We start from the raw sequence: 16,992 nt of genomic DNA, 5'->3' as shown, positions 1-16,992 counted from the left end.
GATCTTCTCAATTTTTTTTATATAAAAAAACCAGTATTACTGGTTTTAGTTGTTTTTGTTATGATCTTTTGATTTCAAAAAGATCATAAAGTTCTTGAATCCTTTCAGAATCAATAGGTAATTTTGTAAAAGCAATAGCTTCGATTCCTGTATGAATACCAATAACATTAGGGATATTAAATATGTTAATCTCCTGCCCTGAAATTGCTTGCATTTCCAATTTAATTTCTTCAATTTCTTTATTATTTGAATGAATTACAAATGGAATGTGTTCAGGATATTGTGTATGTAATTCTTTGAAGTATTTAGTAATTGATTTTCTAAATAATCTACCCACACCTTCTTTTTTTAGTTCACCATTTTCAAGTTTAATAATAGGAACAATTTTTAGCAATTTTGCAACAGTTGCAGCTGCAGGAGTTAAACGACCACCTCGAACAAGAGCATCATTAAATTTTGGAATTAATAAAAATTTAAGATTTAAATCATCTTCCAAAATATCAACAGCCTTATCAAATTTCATATTATTAGCAATATTTTTTTCAAAATTTAACAAATCTAAAGCTGTTAATAATGTTAATTTTTTAGATTTTACAACTCTAACCTTTTTATATGATGATAAAGTTGATAATAAATTATTATATTGCGATGAAAGTTTTTCACTAATGGGATAAATCACAATTTTATCGTACTTATCATAAATACTTTCTACAAGTTTAACCGCTTCACCTACGGGTGTACATGATGTATTAACATCAGAATCCGGTTTTAATATTTGGTATAGGTCTTTAGTTTTTTCATCAATTCCATCAGCATATTCTTTATTATCAATGCTGAAAAAAAGAGGTAAAAAATATCAACCTTTTTTCTCACACTGTTGTTTTGTTAGACCAACAGCTGAATCTATAATTATTGCAATTTTCATAGCTAAAATTATACTTAATTTATGTCTTTTTTGTAAAATTAAAATTTTCTATAAAATTAAGTAACAGGTTAATCAGTTAAATTAAAAAAATTCAAAGAAGAAATTTTTTAATTATCTAGAAAGGTATAATGTGAAAAAAATATTAGCAGATTTAAAAGTTCGCAATATATTAAAAGATATTACAAATGAAGAAAAATTTTTAAAGCAGTCAAATGATGAAGGTGTTTACATTGGTTTTGATCCTACTGCAGAATCATTACATTTAGGTAATTACATTCAAATTAGCATTTTAAAGCGTTTCCAAAAAGCTGGAAAGAAAGTTCTTGCAGTTTTAGGTGGAGCTACAGGGATGATTGGAGATCCATCTTTTAAAGCTGGAGAAAGAGCTTTGTTGGATTATGAAACAATTATTAGAAATAAAAATGCTGTTAAAAATCAATTAGAAGCACAAGGTTTAGAAGTTTTTGATAACTTCGATATTTATAAGAATATGAATATTTTAGATTTCTTAAGAGAAGTAGGAAAAAATATTAATATTAGTGTAATGATTAATCGAGATTCGGTAGTTTCTAGAATTCAAGATGGATTATCTTTTACAGAATTTTCTTATCAATTAATTCAAGGTTGAGATTTTAAATATTTATATGAAAACTTCAATATCAAAAATCAATTTGGTGGTTCTGATCAATGAGGAAATATCGTAACAGGAATTGAATTAATTAGAAAATACTTCGGTGATGAAAATAAAGCAGTAGGATTAACTGCAAATTTATTAACAGATGCACAAGGTAATAAATTTGGTAAATCAACTGGTGGTGGATCGTTGTGATTGGATAAAAATAAAACCACTCCTTTTAGCATGTATCAATTTTTATTAAACCAAAATGATGCTGAAGTAATTAAGCTTTTAAAGTGATTAACTTTCATTGATATTGAAAAAATCAATCAATTAGAAAAAGAACATTTTTCCTTACCAGCTCATAAAAAAGCCCAAAAAATACTAGCTTTTGAAGTTGTTAAAGACATTCATGGTCAAAATGCTGCCCTAGAAGCAGAAAAAATTACACATTTACTATTTAATAATCAAATTAATCAATTTACACTGCAAGATATTGAAAATTTAAAAGGAGCAGTACCTTTCTTTAAAGTTGCAAAATCAATGACATTAAAAGAGAGTTTAATTGAAAATAAAATAGCAATAAGTAATAGAGAACTAAATGAGTTTTTAAATAATAAAACTATTGAAATTAATGGATCAAAAGAATTTATTGTAGAAAAAGCAGTAGAAACTTTTGCAAAATGAGAAAACTTTTTTATTGTTAAAAAAGGCAAAAAAAATTATTTTGTTTTTGAGGTGATGAATTAAAGACAAAAAATAATTAAGTTGCACTAGAATTATTGAAGATTTTAAATATATTAATCTTACTACATATAATTTTTAGTAATTAAGCAACTTAAGATATTATTGTTATAATTTTGAATCATGAAAAAAGTTAAAAAATTAATTATTCCTGCAGCAGGATGAGGAACAAGATTTTTACCAATGACTAAAGTGGTGCATAAAGAATTAGTACCAGTACTCAATAAACCAATCATTGATTGATTAATTCATGAAGCTTTAAATTCTGGTATTGAAGAGATTATTTTAGTAATTTCACCAAGAAAAGAAGAAATTAATAATTATTTTGATATTAACTATGGTTTGGAATATGAACTAGCACAAAAAGGTAAAACAGATATTTTAGAACTAATTCAAAAAACTAATATTAAAAAACATATTACAGTTGTTTATCAAAATGAACAACTAGGTTTAGGACATGCAATTGCAGTAGCAGCTTCAAAAATCAAGAATGAACCTTTTGCTGTTATTTTGGGAGATGATTTGATTATGTCACAAATTCCTGCAATTAAACAGTTGATTGAGCAATATGAAAAGCTGGGAAACTCTATTGTAGGAGTGCAATCAATTAAATCCGAACATTTAGATAAATATGGCGTGGTTGATCCACTTGATCCAGAACAAAAAAATGCAAAAATTTTTGAAATCAAAGGTGCAGTTGAAAAACCTAAATTAGAAAATAGCCCAAGCAATAAAGCTATTTTAGGAAGGTATGTTTTTACTCCCGAAATTTTGGCTATTTTGAAAAAACTGAAACCGGAAAATAATTCCGAAATTCAATTAGTAGATGCATTTGATGAACTATTAAAAACTCAAAAAATTTATGCTTATGAATTTGAAGGAACAAGATATGATTTAGGTTCTGTAGAAGGATTTGTTAAAGCTAACATCGATTATGCTTTAGAAGATCCAGAAATTCAAGCTGAAATAGTACAATTTATTAAAGCAAAAAAATTATAAAAAAACCAGTTTTTAAGCTGGTTTTTTTATTTAAAATGTTCTTTTTTAAAAAAGGGTTTTAAATATAAATATCCGGAAATTAAACTAAATATTAAACTAATTAATAAAGGAATTTGCAATAATCAGTATCAAATTTTTTGTAATTTGTAATCTTCAATATTTGTAATAAAAAGAATAGTAAGAAAAATTAGTACAAGTGCAACAAATTGAAAAAAAGTTTTTAATTTTCCGTAAATGGAAGCGGAAATATCAATGTTACGTGAAGCATAAAAATTACGGACTCCATCAACTGTTATATCTCTTAAAACAAAAATAATTGTTATTCAGAAAGGAATAAAATTAAATACACTCAAAATAATTAAAGTAGAATTAATCATAATTTTATCTGCAATAGGATCTAAAATTTTTCCAAAAATAGTAACAGTTTTAGTTTTCCTTGCAATGTAACCATCAATTAAATCAGTTAGCATTGCTACTACAAATAAAACAAAAGCTATAAAGAATAATTCAATATTTTTTGATTTGATTGATAAAGCAGCTGCTGCTTGTTTATTAAGATACCAGAAAGTTATTAAACAAATTAAAAAGGGAATAACAACAACAATTCGAAAAATTGTTAATTTATTTGCTAGTGTCATGAATGAATTTTTCCATTTGTTCTTTTAATAAAATTTCAGTATTATTTTTTATATCTTGAAAATCAGGACGATTTTCTAATTCTTGTTTTTGTTTTTGGAAGTATTCTAATTCAATTATGCAATTTCTACTTCAAAGATTACTTTTTGTTTTTGATAAATTATTTAAATATAAATCCAAATCTTGCAAGATCGGAAAGTCCTCATTTTTAACAAACAAATTATAATTTTTTGTTTGTTGAATTTTTTTTAAACTTTCTTTAGCAAAATTATTAATATCACTCATTTTGTATAAACCAACTGACACTACAAAGTTATCAAGATGTTTTTGGTTTTGTTCAATAATTGTTGAAATTGTTGCAATAATTTCAAATTTTGCTTTTTCCTGGTCAATTAAAAATTGTTCATTAAGTTTTTTTTGTTTTTTTCTTTTTCGAATGTTTGAGAATCATTGAAAAAAGAAGAAAAATACAATAGCCCCCAGTAAAACAGCTAAAATAATTCACATTTCCATCTTTTTTCTCCTTTAAAAATAAATTTTAATAAGCTAAATAATTTTACATTAATTAGCAAATATTTTTTTATAACTTAAAAAATGCTATTTATTAAGGGGTAAAAAATGTGAAATGAAAAATATTTATAATAAGCGGATTTTTTCTGTTTGTATTAGTTACAAGTTTAACTTCCTTTACTTTGCTGCTTCATCCTAAAATTGATCAATCTCAGATAACATATATATGAGAATTTATAGGTGAAGTAAAAAGACCGATAAAATTGATTGTTAAAAAAGATACAAAATTAAAAGAAATAATCCTGCAAATCAACTTATTAAATTCTGCGGATATTTCTCAGTTAAATTTAGAACAAAAAGCAGAAAGTGATAATACTTTTTTTATTGGTAAAAAAAGAAAAAATAATAATTCAAAAATAAATTGGAAAGCAATAAACACTTTAGAAGATTTAAAAGATATAAAAATCTCTAAGGCATTAAAAGAAAAAATTTTAAATTTAAGAAAATTAAAAGAAAAAGTTAATTGAAATGATATTTTAGCCCTTCCTGGTATTGGCAAAATCACCTTAGCAAAATTAAAAACTTTTATAGTAATTGATTCTTAGTTTTTGCTATACAAATTGCTTTACTATTAATACTTAATAAAATTTGAATTATTTTTTCAATCATAATTTTTCTTTTACTTTTTTCCCTTCTGTTAATCAAGTGAAATTTTTTAATAATTGCAATTTTTATAAGTTTTCTTGTTTTATTTCTCTGGTTTTTTGTTTATTATCCAGAAAATAACAAAATTGATATAAATGGTCAATTTCTTGTAAAAGAAAAACTGAAAACAGGAATCATCATAGAATTTAAACAACAAAGAATTTTTATTAACACAAAAAATGAAATAAATTTAAATTCAATTGTACAAATTAAAGGTATTGCAAATTATCCTCAAAATAAAACAGATTTTGATTTTGTTAATTATTTAAAATCAAAAAAAGTTTTTTACATAATAGAAAAACCCAAAGAATTATTATTAATTTCAAATGGCAAAGAAATTCAAAAATATATAGAAAACTATTTTTTAATCAATAGTACAAAAATTTATCAAGATTATATATTTTTTCTTTTGTTAGGTAAAAATATAAATTCTAATTCAGATTTTATAAATCTTTTAAATAGATTAAATATTTTGCATCTTTTTGTGATTAGTGGTTTCCATGTGGGAATTTTTTATAAAATACTATTATGGATATTCAAAAAAAGTAGACATCAAAATGATATAGCTTTCATATTTTTTTGTGTGATAGGATTTCTATATTTATTCTTAATTAATTTTAGGTTATCAACCTTAAGAGCTTATATTTTTTTCATAATTGTTTTTATTAACAAGAAATGATTTTACAATTATCTTACTAAAATTGAAATTTTAGCAATAACGGCTTTAATATTTTTATTACATAATATATTTGTCATTTTTGATTCATCTTTTATTTTTTCATTTGTAATTTTGTTTTTTATTTTTTTAGCAATAAAAATAAAATTTTACAAAAAATCAGATCAGCAAATAACAATTGCATTAGTGGCCTATTTTTCAGCTAACTTATTAAATATTTTTTTCAACAAAGAAATAAATATTTGAGGTTTTATAAATAATCTAATTTTTACTCCTATTATTTTAATTTCTTTTTTTATGAGTTTTACATTATTCTGATGAAAAGATTTAATGAATATATATTTTCTATTTTTAGATAAAATTTTTCTGTTTTTTGATAAATTTAGTTTGATGTTAAATTTTAGTTTTTTAACTAAAGAAATGATTGTGGTAATTTATTTTTTAATGGCAATATTATTTTTTGTTTGAGAAATAAAGACAAAAAATAGAAAAAATATTTTTTACTTTTAATGTAAGCGAAATAAAAAAACATTAATAAGCTAATAATAGTATATTAATGTTTTGGTGTAATTAAACATGTGTGCACCTATAAGCCGTATTCTGTACCATGTAATCATGGTGTCAACTATTTCTCTAACTTAATAATTAAGTTCTCAAATTAGGTTCGGTTCCCATTATTGAGCTCCCCTACCAAAATTTGGGTTTCTGACTCATGGAGTTTACCGCGTTTCACCTTATTTAAAATAAGCTCGTCTCTGTGGCACTTGTCGTCTAGGCTTGGGCTTATTGGGCCCAACATGAACACTACTACCATCACAGGTAGTGTCAGTACGGACTTTCCTCTACTTATTAAAAAAGCAGCAGTTGACCGGTGCGCTCTTATTTTATACCAAAAAAGTTTTGTTATATAAAAATAAATAATTTATTTTATTGAAGATAGTTATTAAAAACTTTAGAATTCAATATTATTTAAATTTGGTTCTTCTTCTACTTTTGATAATAGATTGTTAGTTTTACTTAAAGCTATGAATTTACCAATAATTCCAGCAATTCCTGTAAATAAACCAATAATTATTAAAATTCAAGCTGTATTAAAATCAAAAGGATATATTACTTTTAAATTTGATAATTTTACTAAAATAATTATTGTCAGAATAAAATTAATAAAAGAAATTATAATGATAACAACAAAAATAGTTAGTCCACTTCATCCTATTGACAGAAATGAACTGCTTTTTGAATTGATATCAAAAGATATGTCAGTACTAATTTTATTGTTATTGATAGCTGTCATTGCTATAGCAACTTGAATCGCTATAAAAGCAATTATTAAAAAAATATTGATAAATCAAATAGCAATGCTAGTAATAGTTAATTTTTTCAGAAATAATAACTCAATTTTTGTATACATTTTTTCTCCTTATTGTATTTTAATTTAATTGATTTAGCTTTATTGTTTATTAAATCCATTTAAATCTTTAATGAATCTAATACTTTACAATAGCGGCTTAAATAGTTTAACAAAAAACACGAATATCACTGTATATTTTTTATGTGTATTTGGCATTTGTTCTCATGTTAATGAAGCATTTTTATAATTTCAAAAGGTTTGGTTAATTTGTTTAACAGCTTCACCTTTTACAAATGAAATTATCTCATATTGTGAATAAAAAGAGCGAACATCGATATTTAAAGTTCCAATGTATGCATATTTATCATCAAAAGAAGCCATTTTAGAGTGTAAAAACTTTTCTCTTAAAAAGTAAATTTTTAAACCGTATTTTTGTAATTCTTTTAAATAAAAAAAAGTTGTAGTTTTAACATATGCTTTGTCATAAATTCCCGGAACATAGATTTCAACTTTTATTCCTGACATTAAAGCATTTTTTAAAGCTGTTAAAACTTTTTGGGTAGGAACAAAATAAGGTGTACTAAAGCGAATTATATTTTGTGATTTATTAATCATAAATAGAATAAATTCTTCTAAAGTTGCTTCATCGGTAATTGGGCCATCTTCTAACAACATTGCAACAGTATCATTTTTTTCCGAATAATAAATTGGCGCATATTTTTTTAATGATAATTGTTCATTAGAAAAGAGTTTTCATCCATTTATAAAAGCAATGGAGTATTGTTTAACAAATTCACCTTGTACATAAAAATTAGCATCTTGTCAATCACCATACTTTGGATGATAACAAGCATATTCATCGGAAATGTTATTTCCTCCAGAAAAAAGTATTTTTCCATCAATAATAAAATATTTTTTATGTGTTCTATAAAAAACTCCTGAATTTAAAAATGGAAAATTAATGACACCATATTTTAATAAATGAATTCCACTTTGTTCCAATAAAATTAAATCTGTTTTTGGAATATCCATCAGACCAAAAGAATCAACAATAATTCTTATTTCCACACCTTGTTTAGCTTTATTAATTAAAATAGTTTTTAATTCTTCTCAAATTTCACCACGTTTAATGATGTATATTTCAATATGAATAAATTTTTCTGCTTTTTTTAAATATTGGAATAATTTTTGAAAGTATTCTTCACCATGATTAATAATGGAAAAATCTGCATTTTTAAACTTTCTTTGTGTCAGATGTTTAACACCTTTAGAAAAACGATCTTCTTTTTCTAAAAGAACATTTTTGGCATCTTCATCAGGCTGAAACAATTTATTATAGCTATGATAATATTTTTCCTTAGATAAAACATTTTTGTATTTTAATCCTAATAAAAAAAACAAAAAATGACCGATTATAGGAAGCAAACTCAAAGTAATTAATCAAGATAATTTAGCTTCATTATGACGCTTTTGCATAAAAATAAAAAGATTTGTTGATACTGATATAACATATATTATTAAAATAAGTATAGTAATGTAATAAATGCGAAATTTTATTAAAAGCATAATTGAAATAAATAAACCAAATAAAATTAACACAGATAAAATATTATGTACATAACTTAAAAATATGTTTTTTCTTTTCATTATTAATTATAATTTTACATTCTTTTAATTAAATATAGGTTTTTTAACATTTAATACATCATTAAAAAAGCAAATAAAATTAAAAAAATGCAAAAAAACAACTTTTTTTCTAATTTTTTAATGTTTTTTTATTTTTTGTATTATTATTTATTCATTATCTTATTTATATGAAATGGAGAATTAAATTATGGTATACGATATAGTTAAAAGTGACTTAACTAATGAAAAAATGTCTAAAGGTTTAGTTTTATTAAATTTCCATGCTCTGTGATGTGGACCATGTAAAATGCTTGGTCCTGTTTTAGAAGAAATTTCTAAAGAATTAAACGTCGATATTTACAAAGTAGATATTGATAAAGACCGTGAATTTGCAATTGAAATGCAAGTTCAAGGAACTCCAACAACTTTTATTTTCAAAGATGGTGAACCAGTTAATAAATTTGTAGGATACGCACCTAAAGACAAAATTTTAGAAGTTCTAAAAAGTGTATAAGCAAATTATTCAAAAACCTATATGCAATAACTTGTTATAGGTTTTTTTATTTTTATTATGTAATAAGACACAAATATAGTTATTTTTTATAACTTTTTTATTATAATTAAGTCTATGAAATTACAACCAAAAGCTGTTTTTATTGATCTTGATGGTACCCTACTAGATCGTGGTTTTTGACATTATGCTAGAATTAGTAACAAAAATATTGAAGCAATTCATCGAATTAAAGAAAAATTTCCTGTGGTAATTTCTACAGGACGATCTTTGAATGATCAGACAAAGAAAATTATTCAATTATTAGGAATTAATTATGCAGTTTGTCAAAATGGATCAGTAATTATTGATAAAGATTTCAACTATTTAAGAAATATAGTTTTAGATAATGATTTAGTTAAAGCTATTGCTCAAAAAGTTGAAGAATGAAAATTAACTTTTTCTATCAATTCTACAAATGAAATTTACGGTAATAAAACTAAAACTTATTTAATTTCTAAGTTTTCTCATCTAATACCTGAAAAATTCGCAAATGCCAAAATTCCTTTAAATGGTGTAAATAAACTTTTAATTATTGGTTTTTCAAAAATTAAAATTAAAAAATTTGCCAAATATTTAGAAAACAATTTTAATGGTATTACGGTTAAAATTGTTGGTCGTAATTGAGCAATTGAAGTAACTGATAAAAATGCCACTAAAGGTTTAGCTAATGCTTTTGTTGCTAAAAAATATTTAAAAATTGATCCCAAAGAAACGATCCATATAGGTGATTCTATGAATGATTCAACAGTTATAGGTCATATGGGAAAATTGATTTCTATGAAAAATTCAATTAAAAAATTTAAAAAGATTGCTCATGAAGTAGGGCCAAATAGAAAAAATGGCGGTGTTGCCAAAATTTTATCAAAAGAATTTCCCCAAAATATTTCATAATTTCAAAGCTTTTAAATCCTAAAAGAGCATCATTATCAAACAGCGAAAGCATGGGCCTGTAATACCATAATTTCCGTTTTTAATCTTTTGTTCGTGTTCTCATATGCGCTCGTAGCTCAATTGGACAGAGTGTTTGGTTACGGCCCAAAAGGTTGAGGGTTCGATTCCTTCCGGGTGCGCCATATCATGAAATGATTAAAAAAATCTTGTTGAAAAACAAGATTTTTATTTTTTGTGAATATTTAATTATTTCAGCTTTAATTTGTTAATATATTGACTCATTTTTTAAAATTGATCAATATTATCACTAGATACTACAATAGTTTGAGCGTCATGAATAGATTCTACTGTTTCGCCTTTTAAAACTTTAAAGGTACTTTGAGCTGCAATTTGTCCCATTAAAGCAGGTTGTTGAATTACAGTTGCTACCATTTTATTTTCTTTGATTAATTTTAAAGCATCACTAGTCCCATCAAAACCTAGAACATAATATTTACCTTTAGCAATATCATAAGGAGTCGTATTAACTGCATGGAAATTTCTCGCTTCAATCGCCTCAATTGCCCCAATAGCCATTTCATCGTTATCTGCAAAGATTATTTTAAATTCTTCTCCACGAGATTGTAAAATATCATTAGTTTTTGCTAGACCCACTGAACGAGAAAAGTCAGCTACTTCAGAAATTAAATAATCTTTCCGGAAGCCTTCTTTAAAACCTTTTTCACGATCTTGAGCAGCTTGAGAACCTTGAACTCCACCTAGGTGAAAAATATTATCAACTCCAGCTTGAGGATATTTTTTTAAAAATCACTCTGCAATATCCTTAGCTCCTTGAACATTATTAGAAGCAATTGTTTGCGTAATTTTTCCCAAAGGAGCTGTTATATTTCGATCAATTGCAAAAATTGGAATATTTCTTTTTGCAACATCAGATAATCCGCCATCTCAAGCAGTTGAAGAATTGACGACATTAATAATTAAGGCTTTAGAGCCTAAAGCTACAGCATTACGAATATTTTCGACTTGTTTATTATCATCATTTTCAGAATCAAAAATTTGAAGATCATATTGATTTTGTTTATCAAATTCATTTACAACTGCAGTTTCAATTTCATTAAAAAAAGGATTGTTTTTTGTAGATAAAATTAAAGAAATAACTTCTTTAGGTTGATTGCGATTAGCGACTGCTATGCCAGCAATAATTGCTGTTAAAACTCCTAAGCTAAAAATTACAAATAAGCTACTTTTTTTAATTTTATTTCATAATTTCACAAATTTTAAAGACATGTTAATAACCTCTGATCTTTACTAAAAGATTTTTTGATTGAGCAACAAAGTTAAATTGTTTATCAAATAAAACAGCCAATAAAATTATTATTCCCCTAAATACAAGTTGCATATTACTATCAACTCTTAAAAAAACTAAAGCATTATTTAAAATGCTAATCAATAATCAACCAATAATAGTTTTCCCAATACTTCCCTTACCACCTGTTAGAGAAGTTCCACCTAAAACAACTGCTGCAATAGCTGATAATTCATAACCATTTGCTGTTTGAGGTTCAATTGAACGTACATTACCGATATAAGCTAAAGTTCCAAAATAAATCATTAAGCCAGAAATAATAAAAACTAAAGTAATAATTAATTTAGTTTTAATTCCTGAAGCTTTAGCAGCATTTTTATTTGATCCTGTTGCATAAACATAACGACCCAATTTAGTTCATTTTAAAATAAAGATTAAAATCAAAGTTACAATTACAAATATTATAACAATGGCACCAACTTCACCAATATAACCATTACCTAAATAATTAATAAAAGCGCTATCTCTGACAGTTACTGGTGAACCTGCTAAAATTGTATTTAAGATCCCACGAAAAACTAATAAACCTACTAAAGTTACAATAAAAGATTGTAACTTTCCATAAGAACTTAAAAAACCCATAATTCCACTTAAAGCTAGAGCAATTAAAAGACCCAAAATAATTGCTCATCCTAAAGCGATGCCATTATTGGAATAAAGATATAAAGTTAATCCGCCCGATAAAGCCATGGTTGAACCTACCGATAGATCGATAGATCCAGTTAAAATAATAAAAGTCATTCCCAAAGATAGAAAACCAATAGCAATGTTTTGTTGCAAAATATTACTTAATCAATTTTCGTAATGAAAGAATCTCGGATAAATTGAACCAACAACTATAGCAAAAATTAAGATTAAAAAAATTAATTTATTGCGGAAAATTCATTCATATACAGTTTTATCTGCTTTTTGATAAAAAAGTGAATTCTTAAAATTATTCAAAAAATTAAATACTTTAATTTTTTGATAAATCTTTTTTTGTAATTTAGAATATTTTGTTTCCAAACTTTTTAGTGATTGATGAAGTTCTAAATCTAATAACTGTAACTGTTTTTGATATATAACTTCATTAGATGAATTTAAATTATTAATTTTTTGATTATTTTCGCTTGCAATTTTTTTACTTTCTAATTGATATTGATTTTCAATTTTAATTAGTTGATTGCGATAATCTGAAAATTTTTGATTTTGAGATTCAAAAAATTTTTGATTTTTTGAATCAATTTTTTCTTGAAGTTTTCTTTCTTCAATTTGATTATTCTTTTTAAATTCTTCAATTTGAAATTTTATTTTCTTACTATAAGCTTCAAGCCGAAGATTTAAAGTATTTTTTTGTTGTGTCAGTTTTGTTTCTAATTTTTCAATTATGAAATTCAATTTTTGCATTTTGTTGTCAAAATTCAATTGTGGATTAAGAATTTTTTGAGATTTTAAATTTAAAATATCATCTTGATATTTATTAATTTTATTTTGCAAATAATTATTTTTGTCTTGATAAAATATTGATTTTTTTAAAACTTTATCTAAACATTTTTCAATAATTAAATGATTTTCATGTTTTAATTGTTGAATTTGTAAATTATTTTGTTGGGGAATCTTATTAATTAAATTATTATAATATTCAATTTTTTTAATCATTTTTACCTCCTTTAAAATTAAGTGCATAATTCATAATTTGTTGTTGATTTAATTTTTGGTAAGTGTCAATAATTATCTGTCCTTGATTCATAACAATAAGTCGATCATACATTGCAATTACTTCAGCTAAATCAGATGAAATAATTACTATTGCTTTATTATCATTTTTTAATTGATTAATAATTTCATAAATTTCTTTTCTAGCGCCTACATCTACTCCTCTTGTAGGCTCATCAAAAATAATAATATTAGGTTCTGTGAGTAAAGCTTTAGCAATGGAAACTTTTTGTTGATTTCCTCCAGATAAATTTTTGACAAATTGTTTTACAGAATTCATTTTTATTTTTAATTTAAAGCTGATTGCTTCACTAACTGCTTTTTCTTTTTGTAAATTTATTAAAAGACCTTTAAAATAACTGACAAAATTAATAGAAGAAATTGAATTATTAAAACTTATTGATTTATCTAAAAATAAACCTTCATTTTTACGATCTTCAGACACATAGTAGATTTTATTTTTAATTGCATTAGCAGGATGATTAAAAATAATCTTCTTATTATTTAAATAAATATTGCCTGAATCAATTTTGTAAAAACCTAAAAGTGATTTAAATAATTCAGTTCTTTTTGCACCTACTAATCCTGCAAAACATAAAATTTCTCCACTTTTAATTTCAAAATTAATATTTTTTACATATTGATTGTAAATATTTTCTACTTTAATTAAAGTTCGTTTTTTTTCAATAGTTTTTTTGGTTGGTAAAAAGTTCTCTAATTTTCTTCCCACCATTAATTCCACAATTTTTTCATCACTAATTTTTTGATATTTTTCTTCAATGATAAATTCTCCATCACGAAAAATTGTGACAAAATCCGCAATTTTTGCTAGTTCTTCCATTCGATGAGTGATATATAAAATTGCAATATTTTGTTTTTTTAATTTTTCAATAATTTTGAATAAATTTTTAGTTTCTTTAACCCCAATTGAAGAAGTTGGTTCATCGAAAATTAACACTTTATTTTTTTGAGATAAAGCTTTTGAAATTTCTACTAGCTGTTTTTGAGCAATTGACAAATTTTTTGCCTTAGTTTTTACATTAATAGATGCATCTAATTGATCAATAATTTCTTGAGCTAATAAATTCATTTGTGAATAATTGATTATTCCTGATTTATATTTAATTTCTCTTCCTAGAAAAATATTTTCTGCAACAGTTAAAGTATCAACTAATTTAATTTCCTGATGAACAATAGCAATCCCTAATTTTTGAGATTTTTTAAGATTAAAAACATTAATTTTTTGGCCTTCAAAAAAAATTTCTCCACTTTCTGGTTTTAAATTACCTGAAATTATGTTCATTATTGTTGATTTACCTGCTCCATTTTCGCCCATAAGAACATTAACTTTTCCTGGATAAGCTCGTATTTCTGCATTTTTAAGAGCTATTGATTTTGCAAAGCTCTTTTTAATATTTTTAACTTCTAAAATAGCCTGCATTAAAAATTCACTCCACAAATTAAAATTACATTGGCATAAGGTGTTTGTTCACCGGTTCTAATAATAGCTTTTGAATGATGAGTTCTTTGTTTGAATTCTTCATGATTAACAAACCTTATTTTGATATCTGTTTTTTCAAATTGATTGTAATTTTTGGGATTAAACTCTTTAATTTCTGAAGCAAAAATCATTTCTTCTATTGCTAAATTTTCGACAATAGCATTAACTACATCTTGAAATGAAGGGATTCCTTCAATTAAAGATAGATCAATAACTTTAATTGAAGGATCTTTAGGAATTGGTAAACCTGCATCAGAAATGGTAATCTCATCAAAATGTCCTAATTGAGCAATTAGTGAATTTAATTTTGAATTAAGTAAATGTTTTGCATTTTTAAACATTATTTTTTACCTCCTCCAAGGTAGGTGTAGAAACAGCGGCCCCTTGTCGAGTGATGGTTATACTAGAAGCTAAAATTCCAAAATCAATTGCTTCTTCAATTGTTTTATTGTTGATAATTTGAGTAATAAAAGCTGCAATAAAACTATCACCTGCTCCTGTTGTATCCACTACATCTATATTTTTTTTAGCTGGAATATTAATTAAATTTTGATTTTGATCTAGATAATAAACTCCTTTAGCTCCAAAAGTAACTATAAAAGTAGTTTGTGGATATTGTTGATAAAATTTTTGTAAAATTATTGCAATTTCTTGTTCATTAGCAATTGGATCTAAATCAAAAATTGTTGATAATTCTGTTTCATTAGGAATGATAAAATCACATAATCCTAAAATATTTAAAGGAATTTTTTTAGCTGGAGCTGGATTTAAAATAATTTTTTTATGAAGTTTATTAGCAATTTTGATTAATTCAAAAACGAATGAATTTGTCACTTCTAATTGCACTAATAAAAAATCATATTGTGATATTTTTTCTTCTCATTTTTGATAATTTTCATTATCAAATTTATGGTTTGCTCCAGGAACTAAAATAATAGTATTTTCACCATTTTCCAAAACAGAAATATGAGCAATACCAGTGGTTGCTTCAATTTTTACAATATCATTTAAATTTAACTGATATTTATTGGCTTCTTCTAGTACAAAATTACTTTCTTGATCATTGCCTATTTTGCCAATGAAAGTAACATCATTGGCCAATTTTTTCAAAGCAATAGCTTGATTAATTCCTTTGCCACCTAAAAAAATTTTTTTACCAGCGGAATAAATCGTTTCCCCTGGTCTTGGAAAATTTCGAATTTTTAGCACAAGATCAACATTAACTGAACCAACAACTAAAATTTTTTTCATTTTTTTACCCCCTTATAATAGTGCTAAAATCATTATTCTATTTTTTGAGGCATTATTAAATAAAAAGTAAAAAAATCACATAGATTGAATTTAGTTATGTGATTTTTTTACTTTTATAATTTATTTCAAATTTTCAATAATTCATCATTTTCATGAATATTTTTTCGCTTTTTAATATACTCAACAATAAGATCAATAATAAAATGATGTGAAATTAATGAATTCATTGCATCATTAATTCAAATGTCATTTAATTCATAAGAAATTACAAATTCATGATAAGAAAATTTATCAAAATTACCAGTAATAATAATAAAATCGTATTTTTTACTTTGTAATGAATTAATTAAAAAATCAATTTCTTTAGAATTTCCAGAATGAGAAAAAATAATAAATAAAGCTTCAGAATTTAAATTTTTAATTTTATGAATCAATTGGGGAAAACTTTTTTCAAAAATTGCAAAAATATTAATTTGTTGCATTTTTTTACTTAGTAGTTGACAAGAAGTATAGCTTTGTCTTGAACCAAAAATATAAATTTGTTTGGTATTTAATATTTTTTGAATAATAGTTTCAAAAATATTGTTATTAATATTTTCAATTATTTTATTAAATGTATAAATATAAGAATTGCTAATTTCTGAGGCAAATTTTTTGATAGTTTTTTGTTCACTATTTTCATTAATATAGTTATTACTTAAAAGTTGATAGTGAACAAAAAATTGCAAATCTCTTAAAGAATTAAAACCCAATTTGTTATATAGGCGAGAAATTACTCCTGTAGATACCATGCATTCAGATGCTATTCTATTAATAGAATAGTTAATAAAATCACTAGGCTTTTGATTGATAAAATTTACAACTTCCGCTTCATATTCAGTTAAAAAAGTGATTTTATTTTCAAAAAGTTTCATTTTAAAATTATAAAACATAAAATTTTATAAAAA

The 16,992-nt window shown here is 24.4% G+C and carries 17 protein-coding genes, 1 tRNA gene and 1 other RNA gene; 7 read left to right on the top strand and 12 right to left on the bottom strand.

The annotated features are described in order from the left end of the window. Window positions 1-58: 58 nt before the first annotated feature. Window positions 59-925 carry a DegV family protein gene (locus tag NV226_RS02500; RefSeq protein ID WP_258210747.1) on the bottom strand — a complete coding sequence of 289 codons (867 nt, stop codon included), beginning with the start codon at window positions 923-925 and terminating at the stop codon, window positions 59-61. 130 nt (window positions 926-1,055) lie between these two features. Here NV226_RS02500 and tyrS point away from each other — a divergent pair, with 130 nt between their 5' ends. After that, window positions 1,056-2,291, top strand: coding sequence for a tyrosine--tRNA ligase (gene tyrS / locus NV226_RS02495; protein ID WP_258210746.1), 1,236 nt, complete (start codon window positions 1,056-1,058; stop codon window positions 2,289-2,291). A 117-nt stretch (window positions 2,292-2,408) separates the two neighbouring features. Next, complete coding sequence (locus NV226_RS02490) at window positions 2,409-3,284, top strand: UTP--glucose-1-phosphate uridylyltransferase (protein WP_373423263.1); 876 nt, start codon at window positions 2,409-2,411, stop codon at window positions 3,282-3,284. Between the two features lie 26 nt (window positions 3,285-3,310). Here NV226_RS02490 and pgsA read toward each other — a convergent pair whose 3' ends face one another. Together pgsA and NV226_RS02480 are read right to left on the bottom strand one after the other, a co-directional pair. Beyond that, the gene (gene pgsA / locus NV226_RS02485; protein WP_258210745.1) at window positions 3,311-3,922 is read right to left on the bottom strand and encodes a CDP-diacylglycerol--glycerol-3-phosphate 3-phosphatidyltransferase; all 612 of its coding nucleotides are present in this window, start codon (window positions 3,920-3,922) and stop codon (window positions 3,311-3,313) included. Beyond that, entirely contained in the window at window positions 3,906-4,433 is a 528-nt protein-coding gene (locus tag NV226_RS02480) for an MHJ_0274 family protein (protein ID WP_258210744.1), read from the bottom strand. Before NV226_RS02480 ends, pgsA begins: the two co-directional genes overlap by 17 nt. Before the next feature lie 107 nt (window positions 4,434-4,540). On the opposite strand from NV226_RS02480, the gene NV226_RS02475 reads away from it, so the two are divergent. Together NV226_RS02475 and NV226_RS03135 are read left to right on the top strand one after the other, a co-directional pair. Next, complete coding sequence (locus NV226_RS02475) at window positions 4,541-5,035, top strand: MAG0490 family ComEA-like DNA-binding protein (RefSeq protein WP_258210743.1); 495 nt, start codon at window positions 4,541-4,543, stop codon at window positions 5,033-5,035. Beyond that, window positions 4,954-6,321 (top strand): MAG0480 family ComEC-like protein, encoded by a 1,368-nt coding sequence (locus NV226_RS03135; protein ID WP_373423262.1) that lies wholly within the window; start codon window positions 4,954-4,956, stop codon window positions 6,319-6,321. Before NV226_RS02475 ends, NV226_RS03135 begins: the two co-directional genes overlap by 82 nt. Before the next feature lie 74 nt (window positions 6,322-6,395). Here the strand turns inward: NV226_RS03135 and rnpB are convergent. The 3 genes from rnpB to NV226_RS02460 form a co-directional block, all read right to left on the bottom strand. Then, an RNA gene (gene rnpB, locus NV226_RS02470) (RNase P RNA component class B) lies at window positions 6,396-6,687 on the bottom strand. Window positions 6,688-6,763: 76 nt separating this feature from the next. After that, on the bottom strand, window positions 6,764-7,222 hold the full coding sequence (locus tag NV226_RS02465; RefSeq protein WP_258210742.1) for a hypothetical protein: 459 nt from the start codon (window positions 7,220-7,222) through the stop codon (window positions 6,764-6,766). An 84-nt stretch (window positions 7,223-7,306) separates the two neighbouring features. Then, window positions 7,307-8,638, bottom strand: a complete 1,332-nt coding sequence (locus NV226_RS02460) for a phospholipase D-like domain-containing protein (RefSeq protein ID WP_258210741.1) — start codon at window positions 8,636-8,638, stop codon at window positions 7,307-7,309. A 358-nt stretch (window positions 8,639-8,996) separates the two neighbouring features. Here NV226_RS02460 and NV226_RS02455 point away from each other — a divergent pair, with 358 nt between their 5' ends. The 3 genes from NV226_RS02455 (at window position 8,997) to NV226_RS02445 (ending at window position 10,414) form a co-directional block, all read left to right on the top strand. Next, window positions 8,997-9,302: a thioredoxin family protein gene (locus NV226_RS02455; RefSeq protein WP_258210740.1), complete on the top strand. Its 306-nt coding sequence runs from the start codon at window positions 8,997-8,999 to the stop codon at window positions 9,300-9,302. Between the two features lie 114 nt (window positions 9,303-9,416). Beyond that, window positions 9,417-10,232, top strand: a complete 816-nt coding sequence (locus NV226_RS02450) for a Cof-type HAD-IIB family hydrolase (RefSeq protein ID WP_258210739.1) — start codon at window positions 9,417-9,419, stop codon at window positions 10,230-10,232. 105 nt (window positions 10,233-10,337) lie between these two features. Next, window positions 10,338-10,414: transfer RNA gene (locus tag NV226_RS02445), tRNA-Arg, on the top strand. Between the two features lie 103 nt (window positions 10,415-10,517). Here the strand turns inward: NV226_RS02445 and NV226_RS02440 are convergent. The 6 genes from NV226_RS02440 to NV226_RS02415 form a co-directional block, all read right to left on the bottom strand. Next, on the bottom strand, window positions 10,518-11,519 hold the full coding sequence (locus NV226_RS02440; RefSeq protein WP_258210738.1) for a substrate-binding domain-containing protein: 1,002 nt from the start codon (window positions 11,517-11,519) through the stop codon (window positions 10,518-10,520). A gap of 1 nt (window position 11,520) precedes the next feature. Further along, the gene (locus tag NV226_RS02435) at window positions 11,521-13,236 is read right to left on the bottom strand and encodes an ABC transporter permease subunit (protein ID WP_258210737.1); all 1,716 of its coding nucleotides are present in this window, start codon (window positions 13,234-13,236) and stop codon (window positions 11,521-11,523) included. Further along, window positions 13,229-14,734: a sugar ABC transporter ATP-binding protein gene (locus tag NV226_RS02430; RefSeq protein WP_258210736.1), complete on the bottom strand. Its 1,506-nt coding sequence runs from the start codon at window positions 14,732-14,734 to the stop codon at window positions 13,229-13,231. The genes NV226_RS02435 and NV226_RS02430 overlap by 8 nt, the downstream gene beginning before the upstream one ends. Beyond that, entirely contained in the window at window positions 14,734-15,135 is a 402-nt protein-coding gene (gene rbsD, locus NV226_RS02425) for a D-ribose pyranase (RefSeq protein WP_258210735.1), read from the bottom strand. Before rbsD ends, NV226_RS02430 begins: the two co-directional genes overlap by 1 nt. Then, complete coding sequence (locus tag NV226_RS02420) at window positions 15,128-16,045, bottom strand: ribokinase (RefSeq protein WP_258210734.1); 918 nt, start codon at window positions 16,043-16,045, stop codon at window positions 15,128-15,130. Before NV226_RS02420 ends, rbsD begins: the two co-directional genes overlap by 8 nt. 113 nt (window positions 16,046-16,158) lie before the next feature. Further along, on the bottom strand, window positions 16,159-16,959 hold the full coding sequence (locus NV226_RS02415; protein WP_258210733.1) for a MurR/RpiR family transcriptional regulator: 801 nt from the start codon (window positions 16,957-16,959) through the stop codon (window positions 16,159-16,161). Window positions 16,960-16,992 lie beyond the last annotated feature (33 nt).

The organism is Mycoplasma iguanae, from assembly GCF_024722375.1.
GTDB lineage: Bacteria > Bacillota_I > Bacilli_A > Mycoplasmatales > Metamycoplasmataceae > Mycoplasma_M > Mycoplasma_M iguanae.
The sequence above is the reverse complement of the archived record's forward strand: the minus strand, read 5'-3'. Positions and strand labels throughout refer to the sequence as shown.